Here is a 25,805-nt window from a genome sequence, read left to right on the forward strand (position 1 = left end):
CGCGCGCCTACCGTCGAGGCACACATCAACCCGCGCGGCATCGGAGCCGCGGTACGTCGAAGGAGACGCGATGACGATCATCGAGGAGAGCGTGTCGACCGCCTTTGCGGCACCCGGGCAGCCGGGCGCGCTCGCGAACTACCGCCCGCGCTACGGGCACTACATCGGCGGCGAGTTCGTCGAGCCCGTCAAGGGCCAGTACTTCGAGAACATCAGCCCGGTCAACGGCAAGCCCTTCACCGAAGTCGGCCGCGGCACCAGCGAGGACATCGACCGCGCTGTCGACGTCGCATGGAAGGCGTTCGCGAGCTGGGGCAAGACCAGTCCCGCCGAGCGCGCGAACGTCCTGAACCGGATCGCGGACCGCATCGAACAGCACCTCGAGGCCATCGCGATCGCGGAGACGTGGGAGAACGGCAAGCCGATCCGGGAGACGCTCGCGGCAGACATCCCCCTCGCCGTCGATCACTTCCGCTACTTCGCCGGCGTGCTGCGCGCGCAGGAGGGCGGGATCAGCCAGCTCGACGAGAACACCGTCGCGTACCACTTCCATGAGCCGCTCGGCGTGGTCGGACAGATCATTCCGTGGAACTTCCCGCTGCTCATGGCCACCTGGAAGCTCGCGCCCGCGCTCGCCGCAGGAAACTGCGTCGTCATCAAGCCCGCCGAGCAGACCCCCGCATCGATCCTGTTCCTGTTCGAGATCATCGGCGATCTGCTGCCGGCCGGCGTCGTGAACATCGTCAACGGCTTCGGCATCGAGGCGGGCGCGCCGCTGGCTCAGCACAAGCGGATCCGCAAGGTCGCCTTCACCGGGGAGACCACGACCGGGCGCCTGATCATGCAGTACGCGTCGCAGAACCTCATCCCGGTCACGCTGGAGCTCGGGGGCAAGAGCCCCAACGTCTTCTTCGAGGATGTCGCGAGCTCCACGGCCGACCCGTACTACGACAAGGCGCTCGAGGGCTTCACGATGTTCGCGCTCAACCAGGGCGAGGTCTGCACGTGCCCGTCGCGCGCGCTCATCCAGCGCTCGATCTACGACGGCTTCCTCGCCGACGGACTCGAGCGCGTGAAGAAGGTCGTGCAGGGAAACCCCCTGGATCTCACCACGATGATCGGCGCGCAGGCGTCGAACGACCAGCTGGAGAAGATCCTCAGCTACATCGACATCGGCACGCAGGGCGGAGCGCGGCTCCTCACGGGCGGGGAACGCGTCGATCTCGGCGGTGACCTCAGCGAGGGCTACTACGTCGCGCCGACCGTGTTCGAGGGCACCAACGACATGCGGATCTTCCAGGAGGAGATCTTCGGTCCGGTGCTGTCGGTGACGAGCTTCTCCGACTTCGACGACGCGATCTCGATCGCGAACGACACCCTCTACGGCCTCGGCGCCGGTGTGTGGAGTCGCAGCGGCGACACCGCCTACCGGGCCGGTCGGGCGATCGAGGCCGGCCGCGTCTGGACCAACACCTACCACCAGTACCCGGCGCACGCCGCGTTCGGCGGGTACAAGCAGTCCGGCGTCGGCCGGGAGAACCACAAGATGATGCTCGATCACTACCAGCAGACGAAGAACCTCCTCGTCTCCTACGCCGAGGGCCCGATGGGCTTCTTCTGATCCGGATCCTTCCCCAGGACGGGCAGGAGCCCCCTTCGTGGGGCTCCTGCCCGGCATCACGAGAGGAGTGGGCGATGCCCGAGTTCCACCGGGTCGCTGTCTCAGCCGAGGCGGCGGCGCTGCTGCGCGAGCTGACCGCGCAGCACGGCCCCCTGATGTTCCATCAGTCCGGAGGCTGCTGTGACGGCTCCGCACCCATGTGCTATCCGGTCGGGATGTTCCTGACCGGATCCGGTGACGTGCTGCTCGGTGATCTCGACGTCGGCCTCGAGGAGTCCGTGCCCGTCTACATGTCCGCGTCGCAGTTCGAGTACTGGAAGTACACGCACCTCACGATCGACGTCGTGGACGGACGTGGATCCGGCTTCAGCGTCGAGTCGCCCACGGGCAAGCGGTTCCTGACCCGTTCGCGGATGCTCGATCAGGCCGAGCTGGAGCACTTCGCTCTGGCCTGACCGAGCGCCCGGCCGAATTCAGCGGGTCCGGTCGATCTGCATCGCCAGCAGCGTGATGAGCTCGTAGACCACGTGGCTCGCGGCGATGCCGGTCATCTGCGCGTGGTCGTAGGCGGGGGAGACCTCGACGACGTCCGCGCCCACGATGTTCGTGTCGCGCAGGCTGCGCAGGATCCGCAGCAGCTCGCGGCTGGTCAGCCCTCCGGCCTCGGGCGTGCCGGTGCCGGGTGCGTGCGCCGGGTCGAGCACGTCGATGTCGATCGAGACGTACAGCGGCGCATCCCCGATACGGGTCAGGACCCGCTCGATCGCCGCTTCGACGCCGTGCTCCTCGATCGCCTCGCTGGTGACGATGGAGAAGCCGAGGCGTGCGTCATCCTCGAGGTCGCTCTTGTCATAGAGAGGCCCGCGGGTGCCGACGTGGCAGCTGGCCGTCATGTCGATGAGACCCTCCTCGCTCGCACGGCGGAACGGGGTGCCGTGGGTGATCGGGGCGCCGAAGTACGTGTCCCAGGTATCGAGGTGCGCGTCGAAGTGGAGCACGGCGACCGGGCCGTGCTTGCGGGCGACAGAGCGCAGCAGCGGCAGTGCGAGGGTGTGGTCGCCGCCGATGGTGACCAGGCGCGATGCGCGCTCGCCGAGGGCGGTCGCGGCGCGGTCGGTCTCCTCGACCGCCGCCGTGATGTCGAACGGATTGAGCGCGATGTCGCCGGCATCGACGACCTGTGCGCGGGCGAACGGCGAGAAGTCCTGGGCGGGGTTGTAGGGGCGCAGCAGTCGCGACGACTCGCGCACGTGCGAGGGACCGAACCTGGTCCCGGGCCGATAGCTCACGCCCGAATCGAACGGGGCGCCGACCACGGCGATGTCGGCGTGGTCGACCTCCTCCAGCCGCGGCAGGCGGGCGAAGGTCGCGAAGCCCGCATAGCGGGGGGTTAGGGAGGCGTCGACGGGGCCGATCGGAGTGGTCATGGTCAGTCCTTCTGTTCAGCGGGGGAGGGATGCGGGGCGGGCTGCACGACGTGCACGAGCCGCACGCCGCCGCCGGCGATGGCCGCGCGGATCGCCGGCGCCAGGTCCTCGGGTGCGCCGACCCGCTCGCCGTGCGCGCCGAAGGCACGGGCCAGGAGAGGCCAGTCGGGCTGCACCAGGTCGACGCCGATCGCGGTCATCCCACGATCGAGCTCGTTCTGTCGGATCTCGGCGTAGCCGCCGTTGTCGACGCAGACGATGGTCAGGTCGAGGCGCTGCTCGACGGCCGTCGCGATCTCGTTCACCGCGAACATGAGCGCGCCGTCGCCCACGACCGCCACGACGGGCCGATCCGGCTGAGCGACGCGGGCGCCGATCGCGGCGGGGAGGCCGTAGCCGAGCGTCGCATAGGTGGGCGTGTACAGCAGCGCGTGCGGGCCGGAACGACGGAGCACGTTCGCCAGTGCGAGATAGATGATCTGGGACGAGTCGCCCGCCACGATCGCGTCGTCGGGCAGCGCCGCGGCGATCTCCTCGGCCAGCGCGACGGTCGCCGGAGCGGTCTCTCGGATCTCCCGGAGCATCCCGGCGCGGACGTCGTCGATCGCGGGTGTGCGGGGTGTGAGAGACGGCAGGGCATCCAGGATCCGTTCGAGCACGGCGTGCGCGTCGCCGCGGATGCCGACCGTCGGCACCAGGTTCTTCGCGAGCTGCGCGTCGGAGATGTCCACGCGCACCACGGCACCGCGCGCCTCGAGCCGCGGGGCCCAGAGCTCGGCCTCGCCGAGCTTGGACCCCACGACGAGGAGCACATCGGCGTCCTCGGCGACGGCGCGGGCGCTCGCGAGGCGCAGGTTCGCTCCGAGGGCGAGCGGGTGGTGCTCGTCGATCGTGCCCTTGCCGTTGAGCGTGGTCAGGACCGGAGCGCCGAGCCGTTCTGCAACAGCGGTGAGGATCTCACCGGCGCGCGCCGCGCCACCGCCGGCGACGATCACAGGCCGCTCCGCCGCAGCGAGCAGGGCGACGGCCTCGGCGACCGCGACCGTGTCGCCGCTCTCCGCCCGAGGGAGCGGGCGGGGGAGGCGATCCGACGCGGGGACCTCGGCCGGCGCCTCGAGCACGTCCAGCGGCACCTCGATGTGCACGGGGCGCGGACGCCCGGTGCGGAACAGTGCGAACGCATCGTGCACGGCGGCGACCGCCTCCGCGGCCGAGCCGACGCGGCGCGACCACTCGGCGATCGCGCCGACCATCGCGGATGCGTCCTTCGTCTCGTGAAGGGTGCCCACGTCGGCGAACTCGGCACCGCGGGCGACCCCGGGGGAGAGCACGATCAGCGGACGCGACTCGCAGAAGGCGGTGCCGACGGCGCTCATCGCGTTCTGCAGTCCGGGACCGGAGGTGGTGATCACGACGCCGGGGAGCCCGGTCTGCTGCGCCCAGCCATCGGCGCCGTACCCGGATCCCTGCTCGTGCCGGTTCGTCACGACCCGGAAGCCCAGGTCGGCGAGAGGGCGGTAGAACTCCAGGTTGTGCGTGCCGGGGATCCCGAACACGGCCGTCACTCCGTAGCCGCGGATCGTCTCCAGGACGGCGCGACCGGCGGTGTCGGCGTAGGGGTCGGTCTCTGTCGTCATCTGTTCGTTCCCCTCAGGCCGCGCGGTGCCGCGGCTCGCCGTCGACCCACGTTTCGAGCACCCGGATCCGGCCGATCCGTTCGGGATCCGCCTCGAGCACATCCTCGTCCAGCACGACGAAGTCGGCGAGCTTGCCGACTTCGAGGCTGCCCAGGTCGTCCTCGCGGCCGAGGGAGACGGCGCCTTCGATCGTGTGCGCGCGCAGGGCGGACAGGGCGGAGATGCGCAGGTCGTCCGGACCGAGGCGATGCCCACGACGGGTGATCCGCGTCACCGCGGCCTGGATCGCCTCGAGCGGGATCGGGTCGGCGACGGGGGCGTCGGAGGAGATCGTGACCGGAACCCCGGCGCGCTCGAACTCGCCGAGCGGGTTGAAGCGCTCACCGGGAGTCCCGATCGCCTCCTCGACGCCCTCGCCCCAGTTGTAATAGTGCTGGGGCTGATTGACCGGACGGATGCCGGCGGTCGCCATGCGCGTGATCTGCTCGGGAGTCGGCAGCCCGCAGTGCTCGATCCGGTGCCGGGCGTCGTCGTCGGGGTTCTCCGCCAGTGCTGCTTCGATCGCCGAGACGACCATCTCGATCGCCGTGGGCGATTGTGCGTGGGTCGCGGTCTGGAGGCCTGCCGCATGCGCGCGCCGGATGAGGGCGGCGTACTCGGCGGGCTCGTGATAGAGCTGCCCGGTGCGGCAGGGATCGCCCACATAGCCGTCGGGGAAGTAGGCGGTCCAGCCGCCGAGGGTCCCGTCGGCGTAGAACTTGATGCCGGCGAAGCTGAGGTGGGCATTGCCGAACTGGCCGACGAGGCCCATCTCCAGCGCCTCGTCGAGCAGGTGCGAGAGCAGGTACATCGACACGCGCAGCGGCAGCCGCCCGGCCTGCGCCAGCCGCAGGTACATGTCGAACTCGCGGCGGCTCACCTGCGCATCTCCGATCGCGGTCACGCCGCCCGCGAGGAACCGGGCGGTCGCCACGTCGAGCTGACGCAGGTGCTCCTCCGGCTCGTCCGCGAGGTGGAAGTTCGGGCCGTGATGGCCGACCTTCACGCCGTGCACGCCGGTGAGGATGTTGCACGCCGCGTCGGACAACTCGCCGGTGAGCTCGCCGTCGGCGTCGCGGAAGAACTCGCCGCCGGCGGGGTTCGGCGTCTCGGGGCCGATCCCGCTGCTCTCGAGCGTGTACGAGTTCACCACGCCGCCGTGCCCGGAGGCGTTCATGAGGTAGACCTCGCGATCGGTCGCGACCTGGTCGAGCTCGAAGCGGGTGGGGTGTCGCTGCTCGGCGAGGTTGCGGTGCTCGTAGCCGTAGCCGCGCACCGGTCGCCCTGCCGGGAGTGCGGCCGCCGCCTCCTGCAGGAGGGCGACGATCTCGGGGATGCTCCGGGCCTTCTCCGGCCCGCAGTCCACCCAGGTCATCATCTGGCCGTACATGAGCGGATGCGCGTGCGCGTCGATGAATCCCGGGACCACCGTCGCGTCGCCGAGGTCGACCCGCTCCGGCGCCAGTCCCGCGGCCGCGGCGGCCGCTTCGCACTCGACCGCCGAGCCTGTCGCGAGGATCCGGCCTCGGTCGAGGAGCATCGCCGACGCGGTCGTGGCGGAGGGGTCGAGCAGATGGATCGCGCGGGCGGTGACGAGCCGGGGGGTCGTCTGGCGGGACTGGTCGAAGGGGACGAGCTTTCTCATGGCAGCCTGTTCGCGGTGGTGTCGGTGCGGGCGGTGAAGGACGACGTGACGGGGGCCTCGTCGGAGTGCTGGGGCGCGAGTCGGGTGCAGATCGCGGCGAGCACGGCCATGCCGATGAACATCCCGATGACCGACCAGATGCTGCCCGTCCACGCGACCAGCTGGGTCGCGAACCAGGGGGAGAAGCCGGCCCAGACGGCGGCGCCCACGCCGTAGGAGAGGGCGATCGAGGTGTAGCGGGCCTGCGGGCGGAACATCTGCGCGAGGATCGCGGCGATCGGCGCGTAGGTCGCGCTCATCGCAATGCGCACGAGCGACGCCAGGAGGAAGATGAGCGGCTCGACACGGCCGGGCATGAGCAGGAGGAACGGCGCGAATGTCAGCACGGAGGTCAGCAGGCCGATGTACATCACGTTCTTGCGGCCCCACTTGTCGCCGAGCCATGCCACCGGGAGCGTCACCACGAACTCCACGAAGGAGGCGATGGTCATCGCGTCGAGGATCACCTGCTCGCTGATCGAGATCGGCGCGCCTGTCGCGTAGGCGGTCGCGAAGGTCGTGGCCAGGTAGTACCCGCCTGTCGAGATCGGGAGGATGCCGATGCCGAGCAGGATCGGACGCCAGTTGGCGCGAAGCGCGAAGGCCAGCGGCATCGACTGCTTGCGGCCCTCGATCTTCTCCTCGAAGACCGGCGACTCCTCGACGCGGAAGCGCACCCAGAAGCCGACCGCGATGAGCACGATCGAGAGCAGGAACGGGATCCGCCAGCCGCCGTCGCGGATGAAGCCCTCGCCGCCGCGCGACATGATCGCGAAGATGCCCGAGGCGAGCAGCGCGCCGGCCGGGTTGCCGAGCTGCGTGAAGCCGCCGTAGAACGTCTTCGACTTCTCCGGCGCGTGCTCGACGCTCATGAGCACGGCGCCACCCCACTCGCCGCCGACGGCCAGGCCCTGAAGCGCGCGCAGCAGGATCAGCAGGATCGGGGCCAGGATGCCCACGTTCTCATAGGTGGGCAGGCATCCCACGAGCACCGTCGAGGCGCCCATCAGCAACAGGGTGATGACGAGCGAGACCCGGCGGCCGAGCTTGTCACCGATGTGGCCGAAGAGGATGCCGCCGATGGGGCGGACGAGGAAGGCCACGGCGAAGGTGGCGAAGGCGGCCGACGTCTCGGCGAGCGGATCCTTGCTCGGGAAGAAGAGCGGGCCGAACACGAGGGCGGCTGCAGTGGCGTAGACGTAGAAGTCGTACCACTCGATCGTGGTTCCGACGAAGGCGGCGAGACCGGCGCGCCGGGCCTTTGCGTGGGTGGAGGTCATGCCCGCTCCTTTGCGGTGTCAGGGATGCGAAGGATGCTAGGACGACGGGCGGTCGGTCGCAACGTCAATTGTCCAGCGTGAACGGTCATGAACTGGAGTATTGTTCGGTCTCATCGCCATTCAGATCCCATTTCCTCATCGAGATGGAATCTCCAAAGCATTTCTGACGACAACGGAATCCAAACGAGGAAAGTCGGGAGATCCACGTGGCCGCCGCTGATTTCGATGCCGAGCTCATCCGCGCGCTCCGTGAGGACGGGAGAGCCAGCATCCGCGCGCTGGCCGCCGAACTCGGTCAGACGAGGGTCGCGGTCGCATCGAGACTGCGCCTGCTGCTCGAGGACCGCACCATCCGGATCATCGGCGCGGTCGACCCCTCCTTCCTGGGGCAGCACGTGATCGCGCACGTGTCGATCCGCACCACCGGGGCCATCGCGGGTGTCGCCGTCACTCTGCAGGATCTGGAGGAGACCGTGTTCGTCTCGGCCGTCGCCGGGGTGCACGACCTCGTGACCGAGGTGCGATTGGGCACGATGTCCGAATTGCACGCCGTCATCGAGCGCGTGCGGGCGATCCCGCAGGTCCTCGACGTCAACACGCTCGTCTACACCTCGGTCGTGAAGGGTCCGTTCGTCTCCAGCTACCGGGGTCAGATAGCGATCGACACGATCGACGCCGCCCTGATCGAGCAGCTGCAGGCCGACGGCCGCGCCAGTTTCCGTGCGCTCGGCGAGGTCGTCCGACTTTCCCCGTCGGCGGTCGCGACCCGCGTGCAGCGCCTGCGGGAGGCCCACGTCATCCAGATCGGCGCGGTGGAGGCCCGCGGACCCGCGCACCGGCGGCAGTCGATGGGTGTCGGGGTCAGTCTTCGCGGCGACGACGATGCGGCACTGCGTCTCATCCGCTCCTGGCCCGGGGTCGACTTCGCGGCGCGGACGATCGGGCGCTTCGACGCCGTGATCACGTTCGTGGAGCCCTCGCCCGGTGCCCTTCATGAAGGCCTGGAGCGCCTGCGCTCCCTGCCGGAGGTCTCCCACACCGAGGCCTGGCTTCACCTCGCCGTGCTCAAGGAGGACTACGCGAGGCAGTTCGCACTCGTCCCCGAGTAGGACGGGATCGCGACGATGCCGCAGCCTGATCCGTGCCGCTGCGGTGTCAGGAAGATCTCCTGGTCAGGTCACGTCTCGGCGTCGGAACTCCCGCGAATCGCCGACCCATGCCTACAATCGGGTGTCCCGTGCGCCGTGAACCCTGACGGCCATGGATGTTGCGGCCGCGCTGAAGCGCGGCCACGGAACCGATACAGAGGTGTATATGTCATTCCACAGCACTCGAGGCCGTCTCGGCCTCGCCATCGGCGCGCTCGGCGCCACGGCCCTCGTTCTCGCGGGCTGTGCGACGAGCAGCACGGGCGGCGGGGGTTCGACCGGGGGATCCTCCGGCAGCACGATCACCGTCGGCACGACCGACAAGATCACGTTCCTCGACCCGGCCGGCTCGTACGACAATGGCTCGTTCGCGGTGATGAACCAGATCTACCCGTTCCTCATGAACAGCAAGTACGGCACGGCCGAGGTCACCCCGGACATCGCCGAGTCGGCGGAGTTCACCTCGCCGACCGAGTACACGGTGAAGCTGAAGAAGGGTCTGAAGTTCGCCAACGGCGACCCGCTCACCTCGGCGTCCGTGAAGTTCTCCTTCGACCGCATGGTCAAGATCAACGACCCCAACGGCCCGGCTTCGCTGCTCGGCAACCTCGACAGCACCGCGGCGCCGGACGCGACCACGGTCGTCTTCACGCTGAAGAACGGCAACGACCAGATCTGGCCGCTCATCCTCTCCAGCCCGGCGGCTCCCATCGTCGACGAGAAGGTCTTCTCGGCCGACAAGGTCACCGATGACGACACCATCGTCAAGGGCAAGGCCTTCGCCGGTCAGTACGAGATCACCGACTACAAGAAGAACCAGCTCATCTCCTACAAGCCGTACGCCGGCTACGAGGGCGAGCTCGGCAAGGCCGCCAACAGCCAGGTCAACGTCAAGTACTTCGCGGACGCGTCGAACCTGAAGCTCGCGATCGGCAACGGCGACATCGACGTGGCCTTCCGCAGCCTGTCGGCCACCGACACCGAGGACCTGGGCAAGAACAAGAAGGTCAAGCTGGTCGAGGGCCCCGGCGGCGAGATCCGCTACATCGTGTTCAACTTCAACACGATGCCCTTCGGCGCGACGACCCCCGAGGCCGACCCGGCCAAGTCCCAGGCCGTGCGCCAGGCGGCGGCGGACCTGGTCGACCGCGCGGCGATCGCGAAGGACGTCTACAAGGACACGTACAGCCCGCTGTACTCGTTCGTCGCGGACGGCATGGCCGGCGCCACCCAGCCGCTGAAGTCGATGTACGGCGACGGCAACGGCGGACCTTCGCTCGACAAGGCGAAGAAGGTCCTGGCCGACGCGGGCGTCACCACCCCGGTCACGCTGAACCTGCAGTACAACGGCGACCACTACGGCCCGTCCTCGGGTGACGAGTACGCCGCGGTCAAGGCGCAGCTCGAGCAGGGCGGTCTGTTCACCGTCAACCTGCAGAGCACCGAGTGGACGCAGTACTCCAAGGACCGCACGGCCGACGTGTACCCGGCGTACCAGCTCGGCTGGTTCCCGGACTACTCCGACGCGGACAACTACCTGTCGCCGTTCTTCCTCACGAAGAACTTCCTCGGCAACCACTACGACAACACGGCGGTCAACGACCTCATCGTGAAGTCGCAGACCGAGACCGACAAGGACAAGCGCATGGCCGACCTCGCGCAGGTGCAGGACATGGTCGCGAAGGACCTCTCCACCCTGCCGCTGCTGCAGGGCAAGCAGGTCGCCGTCGTCGGCAAGGACGTGAACGGCACCACGCTCGACGCGTCGTTCAAGTTCCGCTACGCGCCGCTGACGAAGTAGCGCACCTTTGACGGGGCACCGCCGCACTCGCGACGGTGCCCCGTCCTCGTTCCAGGGCGCAGATCCGGTCCCCGAGCCCGTCACGGGGTCCTGATCCGCCCGATTCCGGTTCGCAGCGAAGCGACCGGATCCGCTCCACCCTCACGAAGGTTCCCCATGGCCGTTGATGTCCTCGCCGCAGATCCCGTGGCGACGCGCCCCACCTCCTCCGGAGGGGGACTGTGGCGCTACATCCTGATCCGCCTCGTGCTGATCATCCCCACCGTCCTCATCCTGATCACCCTGGTCTTCTTCCTGATGCGGGTCACCGGCGACCCGATCACCGCGGCCCTCGGCGGCCGTCTGCCCGCCGATCAGCTCGCCCAGCGCGTGCACGAGGCCGGCTACGACCGGCCGGTCCTGATCCAGTACTTCGAGTACCTCGGCAACATCCTGCACGGCGACTTCGGGACCACCATCACCGACGGCCAGAAGGTCACCACGGTGCTGCTGACCTACGGATCCGCCACGCTCGAGCTCGCGATCTACGCGCTCATCGTCGCGTTCGCGGTGTCGATCCCGCTCGGCCTCGTCGCCGCGCACCGCCGCGACAAGTGGCAGGACGCGTCGCTGCGCATCATGGCGATCCTCGCCTACGCCACGCCCATCTTCTTCGTCGGCCTGCTGCTGAAGCTCGTCTTCTCGGTGTGGCTGGGCTGGATGCCGGTCTCCGGGCGCGCGAGCACCCAGACCGAGCTGCTGATGAGCGGGGTGAACACCCCTACCGGCATCTACCTGCTCGATGCGATCCGACTCGGCAACGGCCCCGCCATCCTCGACGTGCTGTGGCACGCGATCCTGCCGGCTCTCGCCCTCGGTCTGCTGACGGCCGGCATCTTCCTGCGGCTCATCCGCACGAACGTGATCGGCACCCTCGGCCAGCAGTACGTCACCTCCGGCCGTTCCCGCGGCGTGAGTGAGTACCGTCTGGTCACCAAGCACGCGTTCCGTCCCGCGCTGATCCCGATCATCACCGTGATGGGGCTGCAGATCGCGCTGCTGCTCGCCGGCGCCATCCTGACCGAGACGACCTTCGAGTGGAAGGGCATCGGCTTCATGCTGAGCGAGTACCTCAAGGCCCGCGACTTCGTGGCGGTGCAGGGCATCGTCGTGATGATCGCCGTGATCGTCGCCGTCACCAACTTCATCGTCGACATCGTCGCCGCCATGATCGATCCGCGGGTGAGGTACTGAGATGAACGTCGACAACACCCCCGACCCCGTGATCGACCGCGATCTGCCGACCCCGAAGACCGAGGCGCTCGCCGCGCAGGCGCCGCGCAAGCGCCGCTGGAGCGAGCGGCTCCCCGTGGTCTCGCAGCTGCGCCAGAGCGTGGGACTGCAGCGCGGCATGCTGGTCACCGGTCTCGTCATCACCGGCGTGTTCGTGCTGGTCGCGATCCTCGCGCCGGTCATCGCCCCGTACTCGTGGGCGCAGCAGTCCGTGAACGGCGTGAAGTTCGGCACGCAGCAGCCGCCGAGCGCCACCAACATCCTCGGCACCACCGTCAGCGGCTTCGACGTCTTCTCCCGCGTGATCTGGGGATCCCAGACCGCTCTGCTGGTGATCCTCGCCGCGATCGCCTGCTCGATCTTCATCGGCATCGCGCTCGGCCTGGTGTCGGGCTACTTCGGCGGCTGGCTCGACCGCACCCTCGTCGTGATCGCCGACGCGATCTACGCGTTCCCCTCGCTGCTGCTCGCCATCGTGATGTCGATCGTGATCAGCCGCGGGCAGTCGAACCTGTGGTCGGGCATCATGGCCACGGCACTGTCGATCACCGTGGTGTTCGTGCCGCAGTACTTCCGCGTGATCCGCGCCGAAGTGGTGCGCGTGCGGGCCGAGCCGTTCGTCGAGTCGGCGAAGGTCATCGGCGTGCCGACCGGACGGATCCTGACCCGGCACGTGCTGCGCAACTCCACGCGTTCGCTGCCGGTCGTGATCACCCTGAACGCCTCCGAGGCGCTGCTGACCCTCGCGGGGCTCGGCTTCCTCGGTTTCGGCATCGAAGCGACCTCGGCCGCGGAGTGGGGCTATGACCTGAACCGCGCCATCGCGGACGTCACCAGCGGCATCTGGTGGACGTCCATCTTCCCCGGCCTCGCGATCGTGCTGGTGGTGCTCGGCATCACCCTCGTCGGCGAGAGCCTGAACGACCTGAGCGATCCGCGACTGCGCACCCGTCGTCGCGCGGGAGGTGCGGCATGACCGGCACGACGATGAACACCGGCCTGCCCGATGTGGCAGAGCTCCGCGGACTCAAGGTCCGCTTCGCGACCGACGGCGAGCCCGTCGACGCGGTCAAGGGCATCGACATCCAGGCGCACGCGGGCGAGGTGCTCGCGATCGTCGGCGAATCCGGATCCGGCAAGACCGTCACCGCCAACGCGCTGCTCGGCCTGCTGCCGGAGACCGCCACCATGTCGGGTGCGGTCATCGTGCGCGGCCGCGGCGGTGAGACCGACGTCGTGCACGCCTCGGCCGCGAAGCTGCGTGCGATGCGCGGGCGCGACGCGGCGATGGTGTTCCAGGAGCCGTCCACCGCGCTGAACCCCGTCTACACCGTGGGCTGGCAGATCGCGGAGGGCCTGCGCGCGCACCATGACGGCCGGCTGTCCAAGAAGGAGGCGCGGGTCAAGGCGATCGAGATCCTCCGCAAGGTCGGCATCCCGGATCCGGATCGGCGCGTGGACGAGTTCCCGCACCAGTTCTCGGGCGGGCAGAAGCAGCGCATCGTGATCGCGATGGCGCTCGTGCTGAACGCCGGGCTCATCATCGCGGACGAGCCGACGACGGCCCTCGACGTCACGGTCCAGGCCGAGATCCTCGAGCTGCTGCGCGCCTGCCGCGACGAGTTCGGCGCGACGATCGTGCTCATCACCCACAACATGGGCGTCGTCGCCGACCTCGCCGACCGCGTGGTCGTGATGCTGCGCGGCGACATCGTGGAGCAGGCCCCGGTGCGGGAGCTCTTCGCGAACCCGCAGCAGGACTACACCCGCGAGCTGCTCGCCGCCGTGCCGCACGTCGGCCAGGGCAAGTCGGCGCTGGAGCCGGTCGCGCTGACGAGCCCGGCCCCCGCCGCGGCGGACGAGGCCCCGGACGGCAGCCTCATCGTGGCGCGGGCCTGCGAGATCGGCTATCCGGGCCGGTTCGGCCGTGGCGGCGTCGTCGCGGTGAAGGGCGTCGACTTCCATGTCGGCCCCGGCGAGGTCGTGGGCCTGGTCGGCGAGTCCGGATCCGGCAAGACCACGATCGGCCGCGCCGTCGTCGGCCTCACCACGGTGGTCGGCGGATCGCTGCGCGTGCTGGGCCAGGAGATGAACGGCGTCAAGCAGCGTCAGTTGGCCCCGCTCCGCCCCGAGATCGGGTTCGTGTTCCAGGACCCGGCGACGAGCTTCAACCCGCTGCTCTCGATCGCCGAGTGCATCGCCGAGCCGCTCGTGGTGCACGGCAAGGCGTCGAGCGTCGCCGCCGCACGCGCCCGCGTGGACGAGCTGCTCGACGCGGTGCGGCTGCCGACGAACTTCGGCGACCGCTTCCCGCACGAGCTGAGCGGCGGCCAGCGTCAGCGCGCCTCACTCGCCCGCGCCCTGGCCCTGGACCCGAAGCTGCTCATCGCGGACGAGCCCACCAGCGCGCTGGACGTCTCGGTGCAGGCGAAGGTGCTCGAGCTGTTCGTGCAGCTGCAGGCCGAGCTCGGCTTCGCATCGCTGTTCATCAGCCACGACCTGGCCGTGATCGACGCCGTCGCCGACCGCATTATCGTGCTGCGGCAGGGGCGCATCCAGGAGCAGGGCACGACCGCGCAGGTGCTGAACGATCCGTCGAACTCGTACACGAGGGAGCTGCTCACGGCGCTTCCGGTGCCCGATCCGGTGGAGCAGGCCGAGCGCCGAGCGCTCTGGCAGGCGGTTCGCCGGGGCGCCTGAGGCGTCACGCGCATCGGGGTCGTCGAGCGACGCCGCGCGCCGGCGCGACGGAGACGGAACGCGGTGCTCTCACGAGGGCACCGCGTTCCGTCTCCGCGTTTCGACTCGACGTCGGCTCCCGACCCCGAGCGCGCGACGGGTCAGTGTCCCAGCAGCATCCGGAACACGAACCACGCGACGGCGACGATGCCGATCATGAGCACCGACACCCACGGGAACGCGCGCTTGAGCCGCCGCCCGCCCGGGGCGACGCCGGGCGGGGGAGCCCACGGCTGCGCGGGATCGCCGGGCGTCGGCGCCGCGAAGCCCACGCCGGATGCCGTGGCGTCTGGGGCCGGTGCACCCCCGGCCGCCGGCGCGCCGGCCAGGAATCCGAGCGAGGCCGCACCGGCGACCGATGTCGACGGCACGACCGCAGGCCCCTGTCCGTCGCCGGCCGAGCGCAGCCGCTCGTCGCGCCAGCGCGCCCACTGCTGCAGCTTGGTGAGCACGGCGCCGACCGTGCCGAACATCTGCGCCCAGACAGTCGGATCCAGGGTCGTCACGGGGCGGTTCTGTGCGTACAGGAACAGCCAGTCGTCGACGATCTCGACGTCGAACGCCGAGGCGCTGTCCATGAACCGAGCCATGATGTCGGGCGTGAACAGGTACAGCGCGTCGCGTTCGTAGCCGGCCGGGCAGTACAGTGCGAAGTACTGGTCGAAGTCGCCCTCCAGCGACAGCCGCTGGTGCGCGTCGTAGGAGGCGGGCAGATTGGATCCGAAGAACCCGTTGTTGGCCTGCGCGTCGAGCACGATGTTCGGCAGCGGCACGTCGAGCCTGATCGCGATGTACCCCCAGTCGTGCGTCTGACTGTTCTTGCCCGATCCCGTGGTGTAGCGGAAGTTCGCGAACTCGACGAAGCGCGGAGCGGCTCCGCGGACGAGATCGGTGGAGACGCGACCGTGACCGAGGTCGAACAGCATGCCGGGGAGCTGCGGATCCTTGAGCTCGGGCAGGTAGGTCATCGCGTTCGCGGCGGCGAACCCGGAGAGACGGTAGCCGCGCACGAGCTGGCGGTTCCACCACGCGATCCCGCCCCACACGGCGAGCCCGACGACGACGAGCATGAGCAGCGGCAGCACCACGCCGCCGGACGAGCCCAGCATCGATGCCAGGACGACCCCGACCACGCCGAAGCCGACGAACGCGATGAACAGCGCGATCACGATGACGAGCACGATCTGCCCCACGCGCGGGCCCTGACCGCGCGCACCGGCCTCGCGGGCCCAGGCCGCCAGCCGTGCCCGATCGACCGGCTCGGTCAGCGCCCGGGCGTCGAACCCGTAGCCCGGGGTCGCAGGCGAGGGTGTCGTCACAGATTCACCTCGTCGGCGTCCCACTGCAGGCTCGCGCCCTCCGCGAGGGGCAGGGCCTCGATCCGCTCGTCCGCGCACAGCGCGGCGATGAGCGCGGCGGATCCGGCCACGACCGTGGAGTCGAAGTCGATCTCGCTGGCCAGGATCCAGGCGCGGTCGGCGGGCCAGATCAGACTCGGGTGCTGAGCCATCGGCGGGATGCCGCGTTCCTCCATTACGCGGTCGCGCCAGGGGACGAACGCGACCCAGTCCGGATCGGCGAACGCGCGGGGCGGTGCGGCGAACAGCACATGCTCCCGCTGCGGGAGCTCGAGATGCGCGCCCTCCGAGACCTCGCGGGACAGGATCCCGTCGTGCCAGACCGCCTTCTGATACGGGTTGTTGAACGGATCGTGGATGCTCTCGGCGAGCAGGGCGGCATGCGCTTCGACGGGGTCGTCGGTGGCGGTCAGGAAGACGCGGCCCGCGGGGCCGTAGCTTCCGAGCAGCCCGCCCCAGCCCGCCCAGATGCCTGCGATCCCGTCGTCCGGCGTCGTCGTGTGCGCGACCAGATGCTCGGCCACGTGCGCGAGGATCTCGGGAGGAAGGTCGCCCTCGATCGGCGCACTGAACTCCCGCCCGTCCGGGGCGTGCCGGTGTCGCCAGTCCTCGCCCGCCGGGGTGCGCACGATCCGGTTCCACTGCGCGAGCGGGTGCAGCACGGTCCCGAAGGCTACGGCGGTGTCCGCCCAGGTCACGGCCTCGTCGTGGAACGAGGCGACGGTGCGGTCGAAGTCGTCGTCCGGCAGCGCCCGCAGCTCTTCGGAGGTCGGCACGACGCCGCCATCGGTGAGACTCCGCACCGAAGCCGGATGGAAGACCCTCGCGTATGCGTCGAACCCGCGTGGCACGACGCCGTGCATCGTGGCGAAGCCCGGATCCAGACGATCCCGGATCCAGCCGCCGACCTCGACGTCGTCCTCCCAGCGCATCCGCTCAGTCCTTCGTCGCGACGATCGTGAACGTGCAGGGGATCCGGTCGCGGTCCGCTTCAGACCAGACGTATCCGCCGTCCGTGGGGAGCATCCGCGGGCTGAACCGCCACGGCAGGGTCCGGCCCTCGTCGAGGCGACGGATCCGCAGACCGGCTCCGATGAGGGCGTTCACGACGGAGGAGAGGGGGTGCGGCCATTCGTAAGTGCGAGGATGCGCGACCGTGCCGTCTCCGGCGTACGTGCCGTCGTCATCCCAGGCGTGCGCCTCTCCGGTGTCGAAGTAGGGATAGCGCAGCACGAGCTCCTCACGGGTCTCGTCGAGCGCGTACAGCACGGGGTGCCCGTCGCGGATGTAGAACGTGCCGCCCGGCCTCAGCAGCACGGCGACCTGAGCGGCCCAGCGGTCGAGATCGGGCAGCCAGCAGATGGCGCCGATGCTCGTGTAGACGAGGTCGAACTCCGCGTCGACCGCTGCGCCGGCATCGAGCACGTCGGTCTCGACCCAGTCGGCGTCGAGGCCGAGCCGCGTCGCGAGGGCGGCGGCCGCCTCCAGGGCAGGGGCGGAGAAGTCGACTCCTGTCACGCGCGCGCCGAGCCGGGCGAACGAGAGCGTGTCCGTGCCGATGTGGCACTGCAGATGGCAGAGCTCGAGGCCGTCGAAGCCCTCCGGCAGGAACGGGGCGAGGGCCGCGGCGTCCTCGCGCACCACGTCCGAGAGGTGGTCAGGATCGTCGAACGCCTGAAGGCCATAGGCCTCCGCGTGCAATGCGACGCGGTCGTCCCAGTTCTCGCGGTTGGCATCCCTCGCCGGCTCCCAGTCGATCCGCACGGGGTTCATCACGGGTTCGCTCATGCCGCCACGCTACCCGGCCCGATTCGGCGCACCCAGCCGGATCCGCTAAGCTGTTCAGGTTGCCTGGGCGAATCATGCCCCGGCACGTGCACAACACCCTCCTGCTTCCGGGAAAGTCCCGGAAGCCGTTCTAGTCCGAAGGAGGTGGGTAAGTGACGCACCAGTACGAGCTCATGGTCATTCTGACCCCCGAGCTGGACGAGCGCCAGGTTGCCCCCAACCTCGACAAGTTCCTGAAGGTCATCACCAACGATGGTGGCTCGATTGACAAGGTCGACATCTGGGGCAAGCGCCGTTTCGCCTACGAGATCAACAAGAAGACCGAGGGCATCTACGCCGTCGTGAACTTCACCGCGACCAGCGAGGCCACCAACGAGCTGGACCGCCAGCTGAACCTGTCGGAGCTCGTGTTCCGCACCAAGGTTCTGCGTGCCGAAGAGGCGCAGGCGATGGTCGCAGCCGAGGCCAAGCGCGCCGAGGAGAAGGCCGCTCGCAAGCCCAAGGCCGCGAAGGTCTAAGGATCATGGCCGGCGAGACCGTCATCACCGTGGTGGGAAACCTCACCGCCGACCCCGAGCTGCGCTACACGCAGAACGGGCTGCCGGTGGCGAACTTCACCATCGCTTCGACGCCGCGCACCTTCGACCGCCAGGCGAACGAGTGGAAGGACGGCGACGCGCTGTTCCTCCGTGCGTCCGTGTGGCGCGAGTTCGCCGAGCACGTGGCGGGATCCCTGACGAAGGGCATGCGGGTCATCGCATCCGGACGCCTGCGTCAGCGCTCCTACCAGGACAAAGAAGGCCAGAACCGCACCGCGATCGAGCTGGAGGTCGACGAGATCGGCCCCTCGCTCCGCTACGCGACCGCCCAGGTCACCCGCGCCGCCTCCAACGGCGGCGGCAACGGCGGTGGCTTCTCCGGTGGCAACAGCGGCGGTGGCTTCTCCGGTGGCAACAGCGGCGGTGGACGTCCGCAGCAGCAGTCCTCGAACGAGCCGTGGTCGACGCCCGGTTCCTCGAGCGCTGACGCGTGGAGCACTCCCGGCAGCTTCGGCGACGACACGCCCTTCTAAGGCCGTCGTCGGTCCCGCACAGGGGCCGGAGCACAAACAAGATTGCGGATCCTGACGGATCCGAAAACCATTTCTCGTAAGGAAGACTCATGGCTGGAAAGTCGAGCGGCGACCGCCGCAAGCCGCGGAAGGGTGGCAAGCCCACCGCTCCCGCGAAGTCCATCCGCGTGGGTGTCATCGACTACAAGGACGTCGCGACCCTCCGCAAGTTCATCTCGGAGCGTGGAAAGATCCGCGCCCGTCGTATCACCGGTGTCTCGGTGCAGGAGCAGCGTCTGATCGCCAAGGCGATCAAGAACGCTCGCGAGATGGCTCTCCTGCCCTACGCCGGCGCTGGCCGCTAAGGGGTACCGACATGGCAAAGCTGATTCTCACGAATGAGGTCGCCGGGCTCGGTAGCGCCGGTGACGTGGTCGAGGTCAAGAACGGGTACGCCCGCAACTACCTCGTGCCGCAGGGTTTCGCTGTCGCGTGGACGCGCGGTGGCGAGAAGCAGGTCGAGCAGATCCAGGCCGCCCGCAAGGCGCGCGCGATCCACGACCTCGACGACGCGGTGGCGCTGAAGAACGCCATCGAGGCCGCCAAGGTCCGCCTGGCCGTCAAGGCCGGCGCCGAGGGCCGTCTGTTCGGCTCCGTCAAGACCGCTGATGTCGCCGCTGCCGTCGAGGCTGCGGGCATCGGTGCGATCGACAAGCGCAAGGTGCACATCACCGCGCCGATCAAGTCGGTCGGCGAGCACGAGGCCACCGTTCGTCTGCACGACGACGTGACCGCCGTGATCACGCTGCAGGTCGTCGCCGCCAAGTAATCCGGCGGGCGCTGCACGCGCCGACTGCCTGTCAGGGGCCGTCTCCTTCGGGAGGCGGCCCCTTTCGCGTGCCCCGGGAGCGGTCTTCGGCGGCGCAGAAGGGACCGCCGCGGATCACGGAGCTTTTCTTAATGACCAGAACCGGTTCCGCCGCGGACGCCTCAGTACATTCAACGGGTCCGGCAGGGTCGCCGGCTCCGCACACCGGCGATGGCGCCGGTGACATGTGAAAGGCATCGTCCGTGAAGATCTCGACATTCGCCAGGGCCGCGGCGGTGGGGACGGCTCTGCTCCTCGCCCTGACGGCGTGCAGCTCCCCGAAGAGCGACCAGGGCGCCTCCGCCGATTCCGGAAGCACCGCATTCACGCCGCTCACCCGGCTCGAACTGATCGCCCCGGCCGCGCCGGGAAGCGGATGGGACCAGACCGCCCGCGCCACCCAGGGCGCGCTGCAGGCCGACGAACTGGCCAAGACCGTGACGGTCAACAATGTCCCCGGCGCCTCGGGCACCGTCGCCCTTGCGCAGGTCGCGCCGAAGAAGGGCCAGAAGGACCTCATGATCATGTCGGGGCTGGCGATGATGAGCGGGGTCGTCACGAACGGCACCTCCGTGTCCCTCGACGATCTGACCCCGATCGCGCGTCTCGTCGGCGAGCACGAGGCGATCGTCGTGCCCAAGGGCTCGTCCTTCGCGAACATCGATGACCTCTTCGCAGCGATCAAGAAGGATCCCAAGTCCGTCGCGATCGCGGGCGGATCCGCCGGATCGGCCGACCATCTCTTCATCGGCCTCCTCGCGCAGCACTACGGCGTGAAGCCGTCCGACGTCAACTACGTGCCCTACTCGGGCGGCGGCGAGGCGACCACCGCTCTGCTCGGCGGCAAGGTGCAGGCGGGCATCGCCGGCACGGGCGAGTTCGCGGCGCAGATCTCCAGCGGCGAGCTGACCGGTCTGCTCGTCTCCTCGCTCAAGAACGACGGCGACCTGACCTTCGTCCAGGCGGCGGGGGAGATCGATCCCGAGCTCGAGTTCGCCAACTGGCGATCCGTGATGGCCCCCGGCGGCATCGACGAGAAGCTGAGCGCGCAATACCTCAGCGCACTGGACAAGATGCACCAGGGCGACGCCTGGAAGGCAGAGCTGAAGAAGAACGGCTGGATCGACAACTACGTCGCCGGCGACGAGTTCGCGAGCTGGCTGAAGGACGAGAACAAGCGGGTCACGAGCGTCCTGAAGGATCTGGGGCTCGCGAAGTAGACACCACCATCGGGGAGGGGAGGCAGCGCGCCTTCCCTCCCCGCAACGTCTTGCGCGCCCGAGCGGGTGCACACGAGAAGGAGTTCCGGATGAGCGAGAAAACCTCGCCCGTGGTCCTCGATGACGAGGACGAGGGCGCGCGCAGCGCCGAGAAAGCCGCATCTGCGGCGACCGGCCCGGGGCGCGGCGAGTGGGTCATCGCCGCGGCCGTGTTCGTGCTGGGCGGCATCGTCCTGTTCGACGGGCTCAGTCAGCGTCAGTCGACCTCGGCGTCCGGGATCGGCGCCGGTTTCATGCCCATCGTCGTGGGCAGCGTGCTGCTCGTGCTCGCGGCTGTCCTGGCCGTGCAACTCGGACGGGGCAGGCACGGTGAGCCGGAACAGGCGGAAGGCGATGTCGATGTCACCCGCACCCACTGGGTGGCGCTGGGCGTCGCGGCCGCCGGGCTGCTGTTCTTCCTGTTCACCGTGGAGCCGCTCGGCTTCATCCCCGCGACCACGGTCATGTTCTTCCTGATCTCGCTCGCGATGGGTTCCCGGCGGTATCTGATCGCGTTCGTGATCGCGCTCGCGACCGCGTGCGTGATCTTCTTCGCCTTCACGAAACTGCTCTCGATCGATCTGCCCGCGGGCGTTCTGGAAGGGATCGTCTGATGCCCGGCCTCGAAGGGCTCATGCACGGGTTCGAGCTGGCCTTCCAGCCGCAGAACCTGATCTTCGCGCTCATCGGCACGATCGTCGGCACGCTCGTGGGCGTGCTGCCGGGCATCGGGCCCGCCCTCACCATCGCCCTGCTGCTTCCGCTCACCTACTCCGTGGACCCGTCGGCCGCGTTCATCATGTTCGCCGGCATCTACTACGGGGCCATGTACGGCGGTTCGACCACCGCCATCCTGTTGAAGACCCCCGGGGAATCGGGGTCGGTCATCACCGCGATCGACGGCAACAGGATGGCGCGCATGGGGAGGGGCGCCACGGCGCTCGCGACCGCGGCGATCGGCTCCTTCGTCGCCGGCACCATCGCCACGATGCTGGTCGCGTTCTTCGCCCCATGGATCGTCGACGTCGCGGTGCAGCTGGGCCCGCAGGACTACCTGGCGCTCATGGTGGTCGCCTTCCTCACGGTGAGCGCGCTGGTCGGCAGCTCGCCGTTGCGGGGACTCATCTCGATGGCGGTGGGGCTCGCGATCTCGCTGGTCGGCATCGACTTCCAGAGCGGACAGCAGCGCCTGACCTTCGGCCTCCTGCCGCTGCTCGACGGGATCGACACGGTCGTGCTGATCGTCGCGCTGTTCGCGATCGGCGAGCTGTTCTACGTGGTCGCCCATCAGTCGACGCTGCTCTTCAAGGTCATGCCGTTCTCGGGGCGCTGGATGAACCGGGTGGACTGGCGGCGCTCGTGGAAGCCGTGGCTGCGCGGCACGGCGATCGGGTTCCCTCTCGGCGTCATCCCCGCCGGTGGATCCGAGATCCCGACCTTCCTGTCGTACACGCTCGAGCGCCGGCTGTCGAAGCGGCCCCAGGAGTTCGGGCACGGGGCGATCGAGGGCGTCGCAGGGCCGGAAGCGGCGAACAACGCGAATGCCGCGGGCACCATGGTGCCGCTGCTCACGCTCGGTATTCCGACCTCGGCGACCGCCGCGGTGATCCTCGTCGCGTTCCAGCAGTACGGGATCCAGACCGGACCCCAGCTGCTGGAGACCAATGCCCCCCTGGTGTGGAGCCTCATCGCGAGCCTCGTGGTGGCCAACGCCATCCTGCTGCTGCTGAACCTCCCCCTCGTGGGGCTGTGGGTCAAGCTGCTGAAGATCCCGAAGCCGTACATGTTCGCTGGCATCGCGACCTTCGCCGTCCTCGGCGCCTATGCGGCAGGTGGGTCGACCTTCGATGTGGGCCTGCTGCTCGTGCTGGGCGTTCTCGGATACGTCATGCGCCGTTTCGGGTACCCGGTCTCGCCTCTCATCGTGGGGGCGATCCTCGGTCCGATCGCCGAAGTGCAATTCCGCCGTGCGCTCGACATCGCGGGCGGCGACCCCGCGACGCTGGTCTCGACGCCCTTCACCTGGGCGATCTACGGCACGCTGGCGCTGGTGTTCATCCTCACATTCGCGCTGCGCCGCCGCCCCTCGAAGCGAGACGTCCTGGTCGAGGTGGGTGCGCTGCCGACCTCCCTCGTTCCGACGATCGAGACGCTGGAGCGCGCGTCGGGCGACGAGCGGGCTCCGAAGCGGGAGGCGGCCGGCACGCAGAGCGACCCGGGGTGAGTGTCGCGCAGGGCACGCGCGGCGCCTACCCGGAGGCTGCTGCATCCGGAGGGCGCCGACCCGGCGCGTGGGAGACTGTTGCGGTGCGTCGTCCGATGTCGTTGAGCACGCAGCTGCTGGTGCTGCAGATCGCGATCGTGCTGGTCATCGTCGCGGGCACGGGCGCGGTCGCCGCCTTCCTGGCCGCCCAGGCGAACCGGGACGCCTACCGGGATCGCATGGTCGCCATCGCCCAGTCGGTCGCCGGCCTGCCGACCGTGGTCGAGGCGCTGCTGGCGCAGGATCCCGAGGGCCAGATCCAGCCGATCTCGGAGGCCGTGCGGAAGTCCTCCGGCCTCAGCTACGTCGTCGTGACCGACGACCACGGCATCCGCTACTCGCATCCGAATCCGGAGCGCATCGGGGAGAAGGTCTCCACCGATCCCTCGGTCGCCCTCTCCGGAAAGGTGCAGATCGAGACCCAGACCGGCACGCTGGGGGAGTCCTGGCGGGTGAAGGTGCCGATCCACGGAACCGACGAGCGGGTGATCGGGATCGTCTCGGTCGGGATCTTCGAGACGGATCTCCAGGCCCAGTTCGTCGATGATCTGCCCGGGCTCATCATCGCGCCCATCGCGGCCGCCGTGATCGGAGTGATCGGCTCGGTCTGGATCGGCGGGCTGCTGCGCCGGCGCATCTACGGTCTCGAATCGGAGGAGATCCGCACGATGCTGGACACCCGGGAGGCCATGCTGCACGGCATCCAGGAGGGCTTCATCGCCGTCGATGCGGACGGCCGTCTCGTCGTCGTCAACGACGCAGCGGCTCGACTCCTCGGTGTGGAATCGGAAGAGATCCTCGGCAGGGACGCCGCGGAGGTGCTCGACGAGGAGCTGGCGCAGTTCCTGCTCTCCGGAGAGACCGGAGAGACCCCCGTGCTGTCGGGTGAGCGCGTGCTCGTGGTGCACGGCGCGGCGGCCCGCGTGAAGGATCGCGATGTCGGCCACATCGCGATGCTGCGCGACCGGACCGAGCTGGAGGAGACGCTGCGCGACCTGCGCGGTGCGCGCAGCCTCGCCGACGACCTGCGTGCGCAGTCCCACGACTTCTCCAACACCCTGCAGGTGCTCAGCGGCCTGCTCGAGACGGACCAGACCGACGCGGCGCTGTCCTTCATCCACCGCGTCGGGGGCGGGGGATCCCTGCCGACCGGACAGCTGCTTCACGGCATCGACGACATCGAGGTCTCGGCGCTCGTTCTGGCCAAGTCCGCGCGTGCCCAGGAACTCGGGATCGACCTGATCGTGGACCCCGAGTCGCACCTGCGCGAGGTCGAGCAGGACGACGACCTGCTGACGATCGTCGGGAACCTGCTCGACAACGCGATCGAAGCCCTCGGATCACGAGGAGGGCAGGTGGTGCTGCTCATCAGGGACGACGTCCTGCCGGATCGCATCACGGTGAGCGTCGACGACGATGGTCCCGGAGTCCCCGCGCACCTGCGCGAAGCCGTCTTCGAGATCGACGTCTCGGACAAGGGCTCCGTTCCGCGGAAGGAACGGCGCGGGATCGGCCTCACCATCGTCAAGCGCGTGGCGCAGCGGCTGGGGGGCACCGCGACCGCGGAGGCCTCGGCATCGGGCGGCGCGCGCTTCGTGGTGGATGTGCCGTGGCCGTTCGAGGCGAAGGACCCGCGATGAGCCCCGCGCGGGTCGTGATCGTCGAGGACGATCGGCTGCTCGCCGGCCTCAACGCCAAGCTCGTCGGGGAACTCCCCGACTTCGAGGTGGTCGCCGTGGCCCACACCGCGTCGGCCGGACTCCGGGAGATCGAGCACCACCGCCCCGAGCTGCTGCTGCTCGACGTCTACCTGCCCGACCTGAACGGTCTCGAGCTGCTGAGGCGACTGCGGACGATGCGCACCGACGTCGAGGTGATCGCCGTGACGGCCGCGCGCGACCTCGAGACGGTGCGCCGCGCGCGGATGCTGGGCGTCCGGCACTACCTGGTCAAGCCGTTCACGAAGGCCGATCTGCATCGCCGGCTGAACGAGGTGCAGCGCGCGCTCGACATGACGGAGGGGAACGCGGATCTGGACCAGCGGGCGGTCGATCTCATGCTGGGCGGTGGATCGGATGAGGCCGCCGTCGCGCCCAAGAATCTCTCGGCCTCGAGCCTGCATCGGGTCGCGGAGCTTCTCGAAGGGGCAGCCGGTGACATGTCATCGGCGGAGATCGCGGATGCGCTGGGGATGTCGAGGGTGAGCGCGCGCCGCTACCTCGATCACCTCGCCACGATCGGGCGGGCGGAGGTCGCGCCCCGTTACGGCACGGTGGGACGTCCGGAGAACCGTTACCGCGCATCCCACCGCTGAGCAGCGCCGCGGTCGGTGCCGCCCACGCGGTTCTCCCCGCTCTCGGTGCGGCGCAGCTCCAGCCTCCTCGGCGACCGCGGTTCGTGACCGTCGTGCGCCTCCCCCGACCGGCGCTCCGGGCGCGCCCGTCGGGGGCCGTCTCCTCCAGGGGAGACGACCCCCTTCTCAGGCCGGCCGGCCGAAGCTGGGGACGAGGCCGTTCCGGCGGGGTCCGACGGTGCGGCGTGCACCCTCCCTCGGGCGTCGCACCGCCGAA

Annotated in this window: 23 protein-coding genes; 16 read left to right on the forward strand and 7 right to left on the reverse strand. The window is 69.2% G+C overall.

Annotated features, from left to right (window positions below):
- The first annotated feature begins 70 nt into the window (after positions 1-70).
- Both LXM50_RS08350 and LXM50_RS08355 read left to right on the forward strand, forming a co-directional pair.
- Entirely contained in the window at positions 71-1,621 is a 1,551-nt protein-coding gene (locus LXM50_RS08350) for an aldehyde dehydrogenase family protein (RefSeq protein WP_233310853.1), read from the forward strand.
- A gap of 74 nt (positions 1,622-1,695) precedes the next feature.
- Positions 1,696-2,076: a DUF779 domain-containing protein gene (locus tag LXM50_RS08355; protein ID WP_233310854.1), complete on the forward strand. Its 381-nt coding sequence runs from the start codon at positions 1,696-1,698 to the stop codon at positions 2,074-2,076.
- Between the two features lie 18 nt (positions 2,077-2,094).
- Here the strand turns inward: LXM50_RS08355 and speB are convergent, their stop codons facing one another.
- Genes speB through LXM50_RS08375 form a run of 4 tightly spaced genes read right to left on the reverse strand, consistent with a single transcriptional unit; the run spans position 2,095 to position 7,688 of the window.
- On the reverse strand, positions 2,095-3,048 hold the full coding sequence (gene speB, locus LXM50_RS08360; protein WP_233310855.1) for an agmatinase: 954 nt from the start codon (positions 3,046-3,048) through the stop codon (positions 2,095-2,097).
- Between the two features lie 2 nt (positions 3,049-3,050).
- Positions 3,051-4,685 (reverse strand): thiamine pyrophosphate-binding protein, encoded by a 1,635-nt coding sequence (locus LXM50_RS08365; RefSeq protein ID WP_233310856.1) that lies wholly within the window; start codon positions 4,683-4,685, stop codon positions 3,051-3,053.
- A gap of 13 nt (positions 4,686-4,698) precedes the next feature.
- Positions 4,699-6,369 (reverse strand): amidohydrolase, encoded by a 1,671-nt coding sequence (locus LXM50_RS08370; protein ID WP_233310857.1) that lies wholly within the window; start codon positions 6,367-6,369, stop codon positions 4,699-4,701.
- Complete coding sequence (locus tag LXM50_RS08375) at positions 6,366-7,688, reverse strand: MFS transporter (RefSeq protein WP_233310858.1); 1,323 nt, start codon at positions 7,686-7,688, stop codon at positions 6,366-6,368. Before LXM50_RS08375 ends, LXM50_RS08370 begins: the two co-directional genes overlap by 4 nt.
- 206 nt (positions 7,689-7,894) lie before the next feature.
- On the opposite strand from LXM50_RS08375, the gene LXM50_RS08380 reads away from it, so the two are divergent.
- The 5 genes from LXM50_RS08380 (at position 7,895) to LXM50_RS08400 (ending at position 14,609) form a co-directional block, all read left to right on the forward strand.
- On the forward strand, positions 7,895-8,797 hold the full coding sequence (locus tag LXM50_RS08380) for an Lrp/AsnC family transcriptional regulator (RefSeq protein ID WP_233310859.1): 903 nt from the start codon (positions 7,895-7,897) through the stop codon (positions 8,795-8,797).
- A 205-nt stretch (positions 8,798-9,002) separates the two neighbouring features.
- Positions 9,003-10,637, forward strand: a complete 1,635-nt coding sequence (locus LXM50_RS08385; RefSeq protein WP_233310860.1) for an ABC transporter substrate-binding protein — start codon at positions 9,003-9,005, stop codon at positions 10,635-10,637.
- A gap of 156 nt (positions 10,638-10,793) precedes the next feature.
- Positions 10,794-11,870, forward strand: a complete 1,077-nt coding sequence (locus LXM50_RS08390) for an ABC transporter permease (RefSeq protein WP_233310861.1) — start codon at positions 10,794-10,796, stop codon at positions 11,868-11,870.
- A 1-nt stretch (position 11,871) separates the two neighbouring features.
- Entirely contained in the window at positions 11,872-12,885 is a 1,014-nt protein-coding gene (locus LXM50_RS08395) for an ABC transporter permease (protein ID WP_233310862.1), read from the forward strand.
- Positions 12,882-14,609 (forward strand): ABC transporter ATP-binding protein, encoded by a 1,728-nt coding sequence (locus LXM50_RS08400; RefSeq protein ID WP_233310863.1) that lies wholly within the window; start codon positions 12,882-12,884, stop codon positions 14,607-14,609. Before LXM50_RS08395 ends, LXM50_RS08400 begins: the two co-directional genes overlap by 4 nt.
- Positions 14,610-14,749: 140 nt before the next feature.
- Here LXM50_RS08400 and LXM50_RS08405 read toward each other — a convergent pair whose 3' ends face one another.
- From LXM50_RS08405 to LXM50_RS08415, 3 genes are read right to left on the reverse strand one after another with little or no spacing between them, the layout of a single operon-like run.
- A complete protein-coding gene (locus LXM50_RS08405) occupies positions 14,750-15,967 on the reverse strand; it encodes a DUF3137 domain-containing protein (RefSeq protein WP_233310864.1) in 1,218 nt (405 codons plus the stop codon).
- The gene (locus LXM50_RS08410; RefSeq protein ID WP_233310865.1) at positions 15,964-16,938 is read right to left on the reverse strand and encodes a hypothetical protein; all 975 of its coding nucleotides are present in this window, start codon (positions 16,936-16,938) and stop codon (positions 15,964-15,966) included. Before LXM50_RS08410 ends, LXM50_RS08405 begins: the two co-directional genes overlap by 4 nt.
- Before the next feature lie 4 nt (positions 16,939-16,942).
- Positions 16,943-17,794: a bifunctional 2-polyprenyl-6-hydroxyphenol methylase/3-demethylubiquinol 3-O-methyltransferase UbiG gene (locus LXM50_RS08415; RefSeq protein ID WP_233310866.1), complete on the reverse strand. Its 852-nt coding sequence runs from the start codon at positions 17,792-17,794 to the stop codon at positions 16,943-16,945.
- 152 nt (positions 17,795-17,946) lie between these two features.
- Between LXM50_RS08415 and rpsF the strand changes: the two genes are divergently transcribed.
- The 9 genes from rpsF (at position 17,947) to LXM50_RS08460 (ending at position 25,549) form a co-directional block, all read left to right on the forward strand.
- Positions 17,947-18,312 carry a 30S ribosomal protein S6 gene (gene rpsF / locus LXM50_RS08420; RefSeq protein WP_233310867.1) on the forward strand — a complete coding sequence of 122 codons (366 nt, stop codon included), beginning with the start codon at positions 17,947-17,949 and terminating at the stop codon, positions 18,310-18,312.
- Between the two features lie 5 nt (positions 18,313-18,317).
- Entirely contained in the window at positions 18,318-18,866 is a 549-nt protein-coding gene (locus LXM50_RS08425) for a single-stranded DNA-binding protein (RefSeq protein ID WP_233310868.1), read from the forward strand.
- A gap of 89 nt (positions 18,867-18,955) precedes the next feature.
- Positions 18,956-19,210 (forward strand): 30S ribosomal protein S18, encoded by a 255-nt coding sequence (gene rpsR, locus LXM50_RS08430; protein ID WP_071641238.1) that lies wholly within the window; start codon positions 18,956-18,958, stop codon positions 19,208-19,210.
- An 11-nt stretch (positions 19,211-19,221) separates the two neighbouring features.
- Positions 19,222-19,674, forward strand: a complete 453-nt coding sequence (gene rplI / locus LXM50_RS08435; RefSeq protein ID WP_233310869.1) for a 50S ribosomal protein L9 — start codon at positions 19,222-19,224, stop codon at positions 19,672-19,674.
- 242 nt (positions 19,675-19,916) lie between these two features.
- On the forward strand, positions 19,917-20,933 hold the full coding sequence (locus LXM50_RS08440; RefSeq protein ID WP_233310870.1) for a tripartite tricarboxylate transporter substrate binding protein: 1,017 nt from the start codon (positions 19,917-19,919) through the stop codon (positions 20,931-20,933).
- An 89-nt stretch (positions 20,934-21,022) separates the two neighbouring features.
- The gene (locus LXM50_RS08445; protein ID WP_233310871.1) at positions 21,023-21,586 is read left to right on the forward strand and encodes a tripartite tricarboxylate transporter TctB family protein; all 564 of its coding nucleotides are present in this window, start codon (positions 21,023-21,025) and stop codon (positions 21,584-21,586) included.
- Entirely contained in the window at positions 21,586-23,196 is a 1,611-nt protein-coding gene (locus tag LXM50_RS08450; protein ID WP_233310872.1) for a tripartite tricarboxylate transporter permease, read from the forward strand. The genes LXM50_RS08445 and LXM50_RS08450 overlap by 1 nt, the downstream gene beginning before the upstream one ends.
- A gap of 95 nt (positions 23,197-23,291) precedes the next feature.
- The gene (locus LXM50_RS08455) at positions 23,292-24,875 is read left to right on the forward strand and encodes a sensor histidine kinase (RefSeq protein WP_233310873.1); all 1,584 of its coding nucleotides are present in this window, start codon (positions 23,292-23,294) and stop codon (positions 24,873-24,875) included.
- A complete protein-coding gene (locus tag LXM50_RS08460; RefSeq protein WP_233310874.1) occupies positions 24,872-25,549 on the forward strand; it encodes a response regulator in 678 nt (225 codons plus the stop codon). The genes LXM50_RS08455 and LXM50_RS08460 overlap by 4 nt, the downstream gene beginning before the upstream one ends.
- Positions 25,550-25,805: the final 256 nt, after the last annotated feature.

Origin of the sequence: Microbacterium sp. Au-Mic1, from assembly GCF_021341785.1 — a bacterium.
Classification (GTDB): Bacteria; Actinomycetota; Actinomycetes; order Actinomycetales; family Microbacteriaceae; genus Microbacterium.

Coding starts and splice junctions, on each gene's coding strand:
- LXM50_RS08350 (WP_233310853.1), top strand. CDS start 71: ATGACGATCATCGAGGAGAGCGTGTCGACCGCCTTTGCGGCACCCGGG.
- LXM50_RS08355 (WP_233310854.1), top strand. CDS start 1,696: ATGCCCGAGTTCCACCGGGTCGCTGTCTCAGCCGAGGCGGCGGCGCTG.
- speB (WP_233310855.1), bottom strand. CDS start 3,048: ATGACCACTCCGATCGGCCCCGTCGACGCCTCCCTAACCCCCCGCTAT.
- LXM50_RS08365 (WP_233310856.1), bottom strand. CDS start 4,685: ATGACGACAGAGACCGACCCCTACGCCGACACCGCCGGTCGCGCCGTC.
- LXM50_RS08370 (WP_233310857.1), bottom strand. CDS start 6,369: ATGAGAAAGCTCGTCCCCTTCGACCAGTCCCGCCAGACGACCCCCCGG.
- LXM50_RS08375 (WP_233310858.1), bottom strand. CDS start 7,688: ATGACCTCCACCCACGCAAAGGCCCGGCGCGCCGGTCTCGCCGCCTTC.
- LXM50_RS08385 (WP_233310860.1), top strand. CDS start 9,003: ATGTCATTCCACAGCACTCGAGGCCGTCTCGGCCTCGCCATCGGCGCG.
- LXM50_RS08390 (WP_233310861.1), top strand. CDS start 10,794: ATGGCCGTTGATGTCCTCGCCGCAGATCCCGTGGCGACGCGCCCCACC.
- LXM50_RS08395 (WP_233310862.1), top strand. CDS start 11,872: ATGAACGTCGACAACACCCCCGACCCCGTGATCGACCGCGATCTGCCG.
- LXM50_RS08400 (WP_233310863.1), top strand. CDS start 12,882: ATGACCGGCACGACGATGAACACCGGCCTGCCCGATGTGGCAGAGCTC.
- LXM50_RS08410 (WP_233310865.1), bottom strand. CDS start 16,938: ATGCGCTGGGAGGACGACGTCGAGGTCGGCGGCTGGATCCGGGATCGT.
- LXM50_RS08415 (WP_233310866.1), bottom strand. CDS start 17,794: ATGAGCGAACCCGTGATGAACCCCGTGCGGATCGACTGGGAGCCGGCG.
- LXM50_RS08425 (WP_233310868.1), top strand. CDS start 18,318: ATGGCCGGCGAGACCGTCATCACCGTGGTGGGAAACCTCACCGCCGAC.
- rpsR (WP_071641238.1), top strand. CDS start 18,956: ATGGCTGGAAAGTCGAGCGGCGACCGCCGCAAGCCGCGGAAGGGTGGC.
- rplI (WP_233310869.1), top strand. CDS start 19,222: ATGGCAAAGCTGATTCTCACGAATGAGGTCGCCGGGCTCGGTAGCGCC.
- LXM50_RS08445 (WP_233310871.1), top strand. CDS start 21,023: ATGAGCGAGAAAACCTCGCCCGTGGTCCTCGATGACGAGGACGAGGGC.
- LXM50_RS08450 (WP_233310872.1), top strand. CDS start 21,586: ATGCCCGGCCTCGAAGGGCTCATGCACGGGTTCGAGCTGGCCTTCCAG.
- LXM50_RS08455 (WP_233310873.1), top strand. CDS start 23,292: ATGTCGTTGAGCACGCAGCTGCTGGTGCTGCAGATCGCGATCGTGCTG.
- LXM50_RS08460 (WP_233310874.1), top strand. CDS start 24,872: ATGAGCCCCGCGCGGGTCGTGATCGTCGAGGACGATCGGCTGCTCGCC.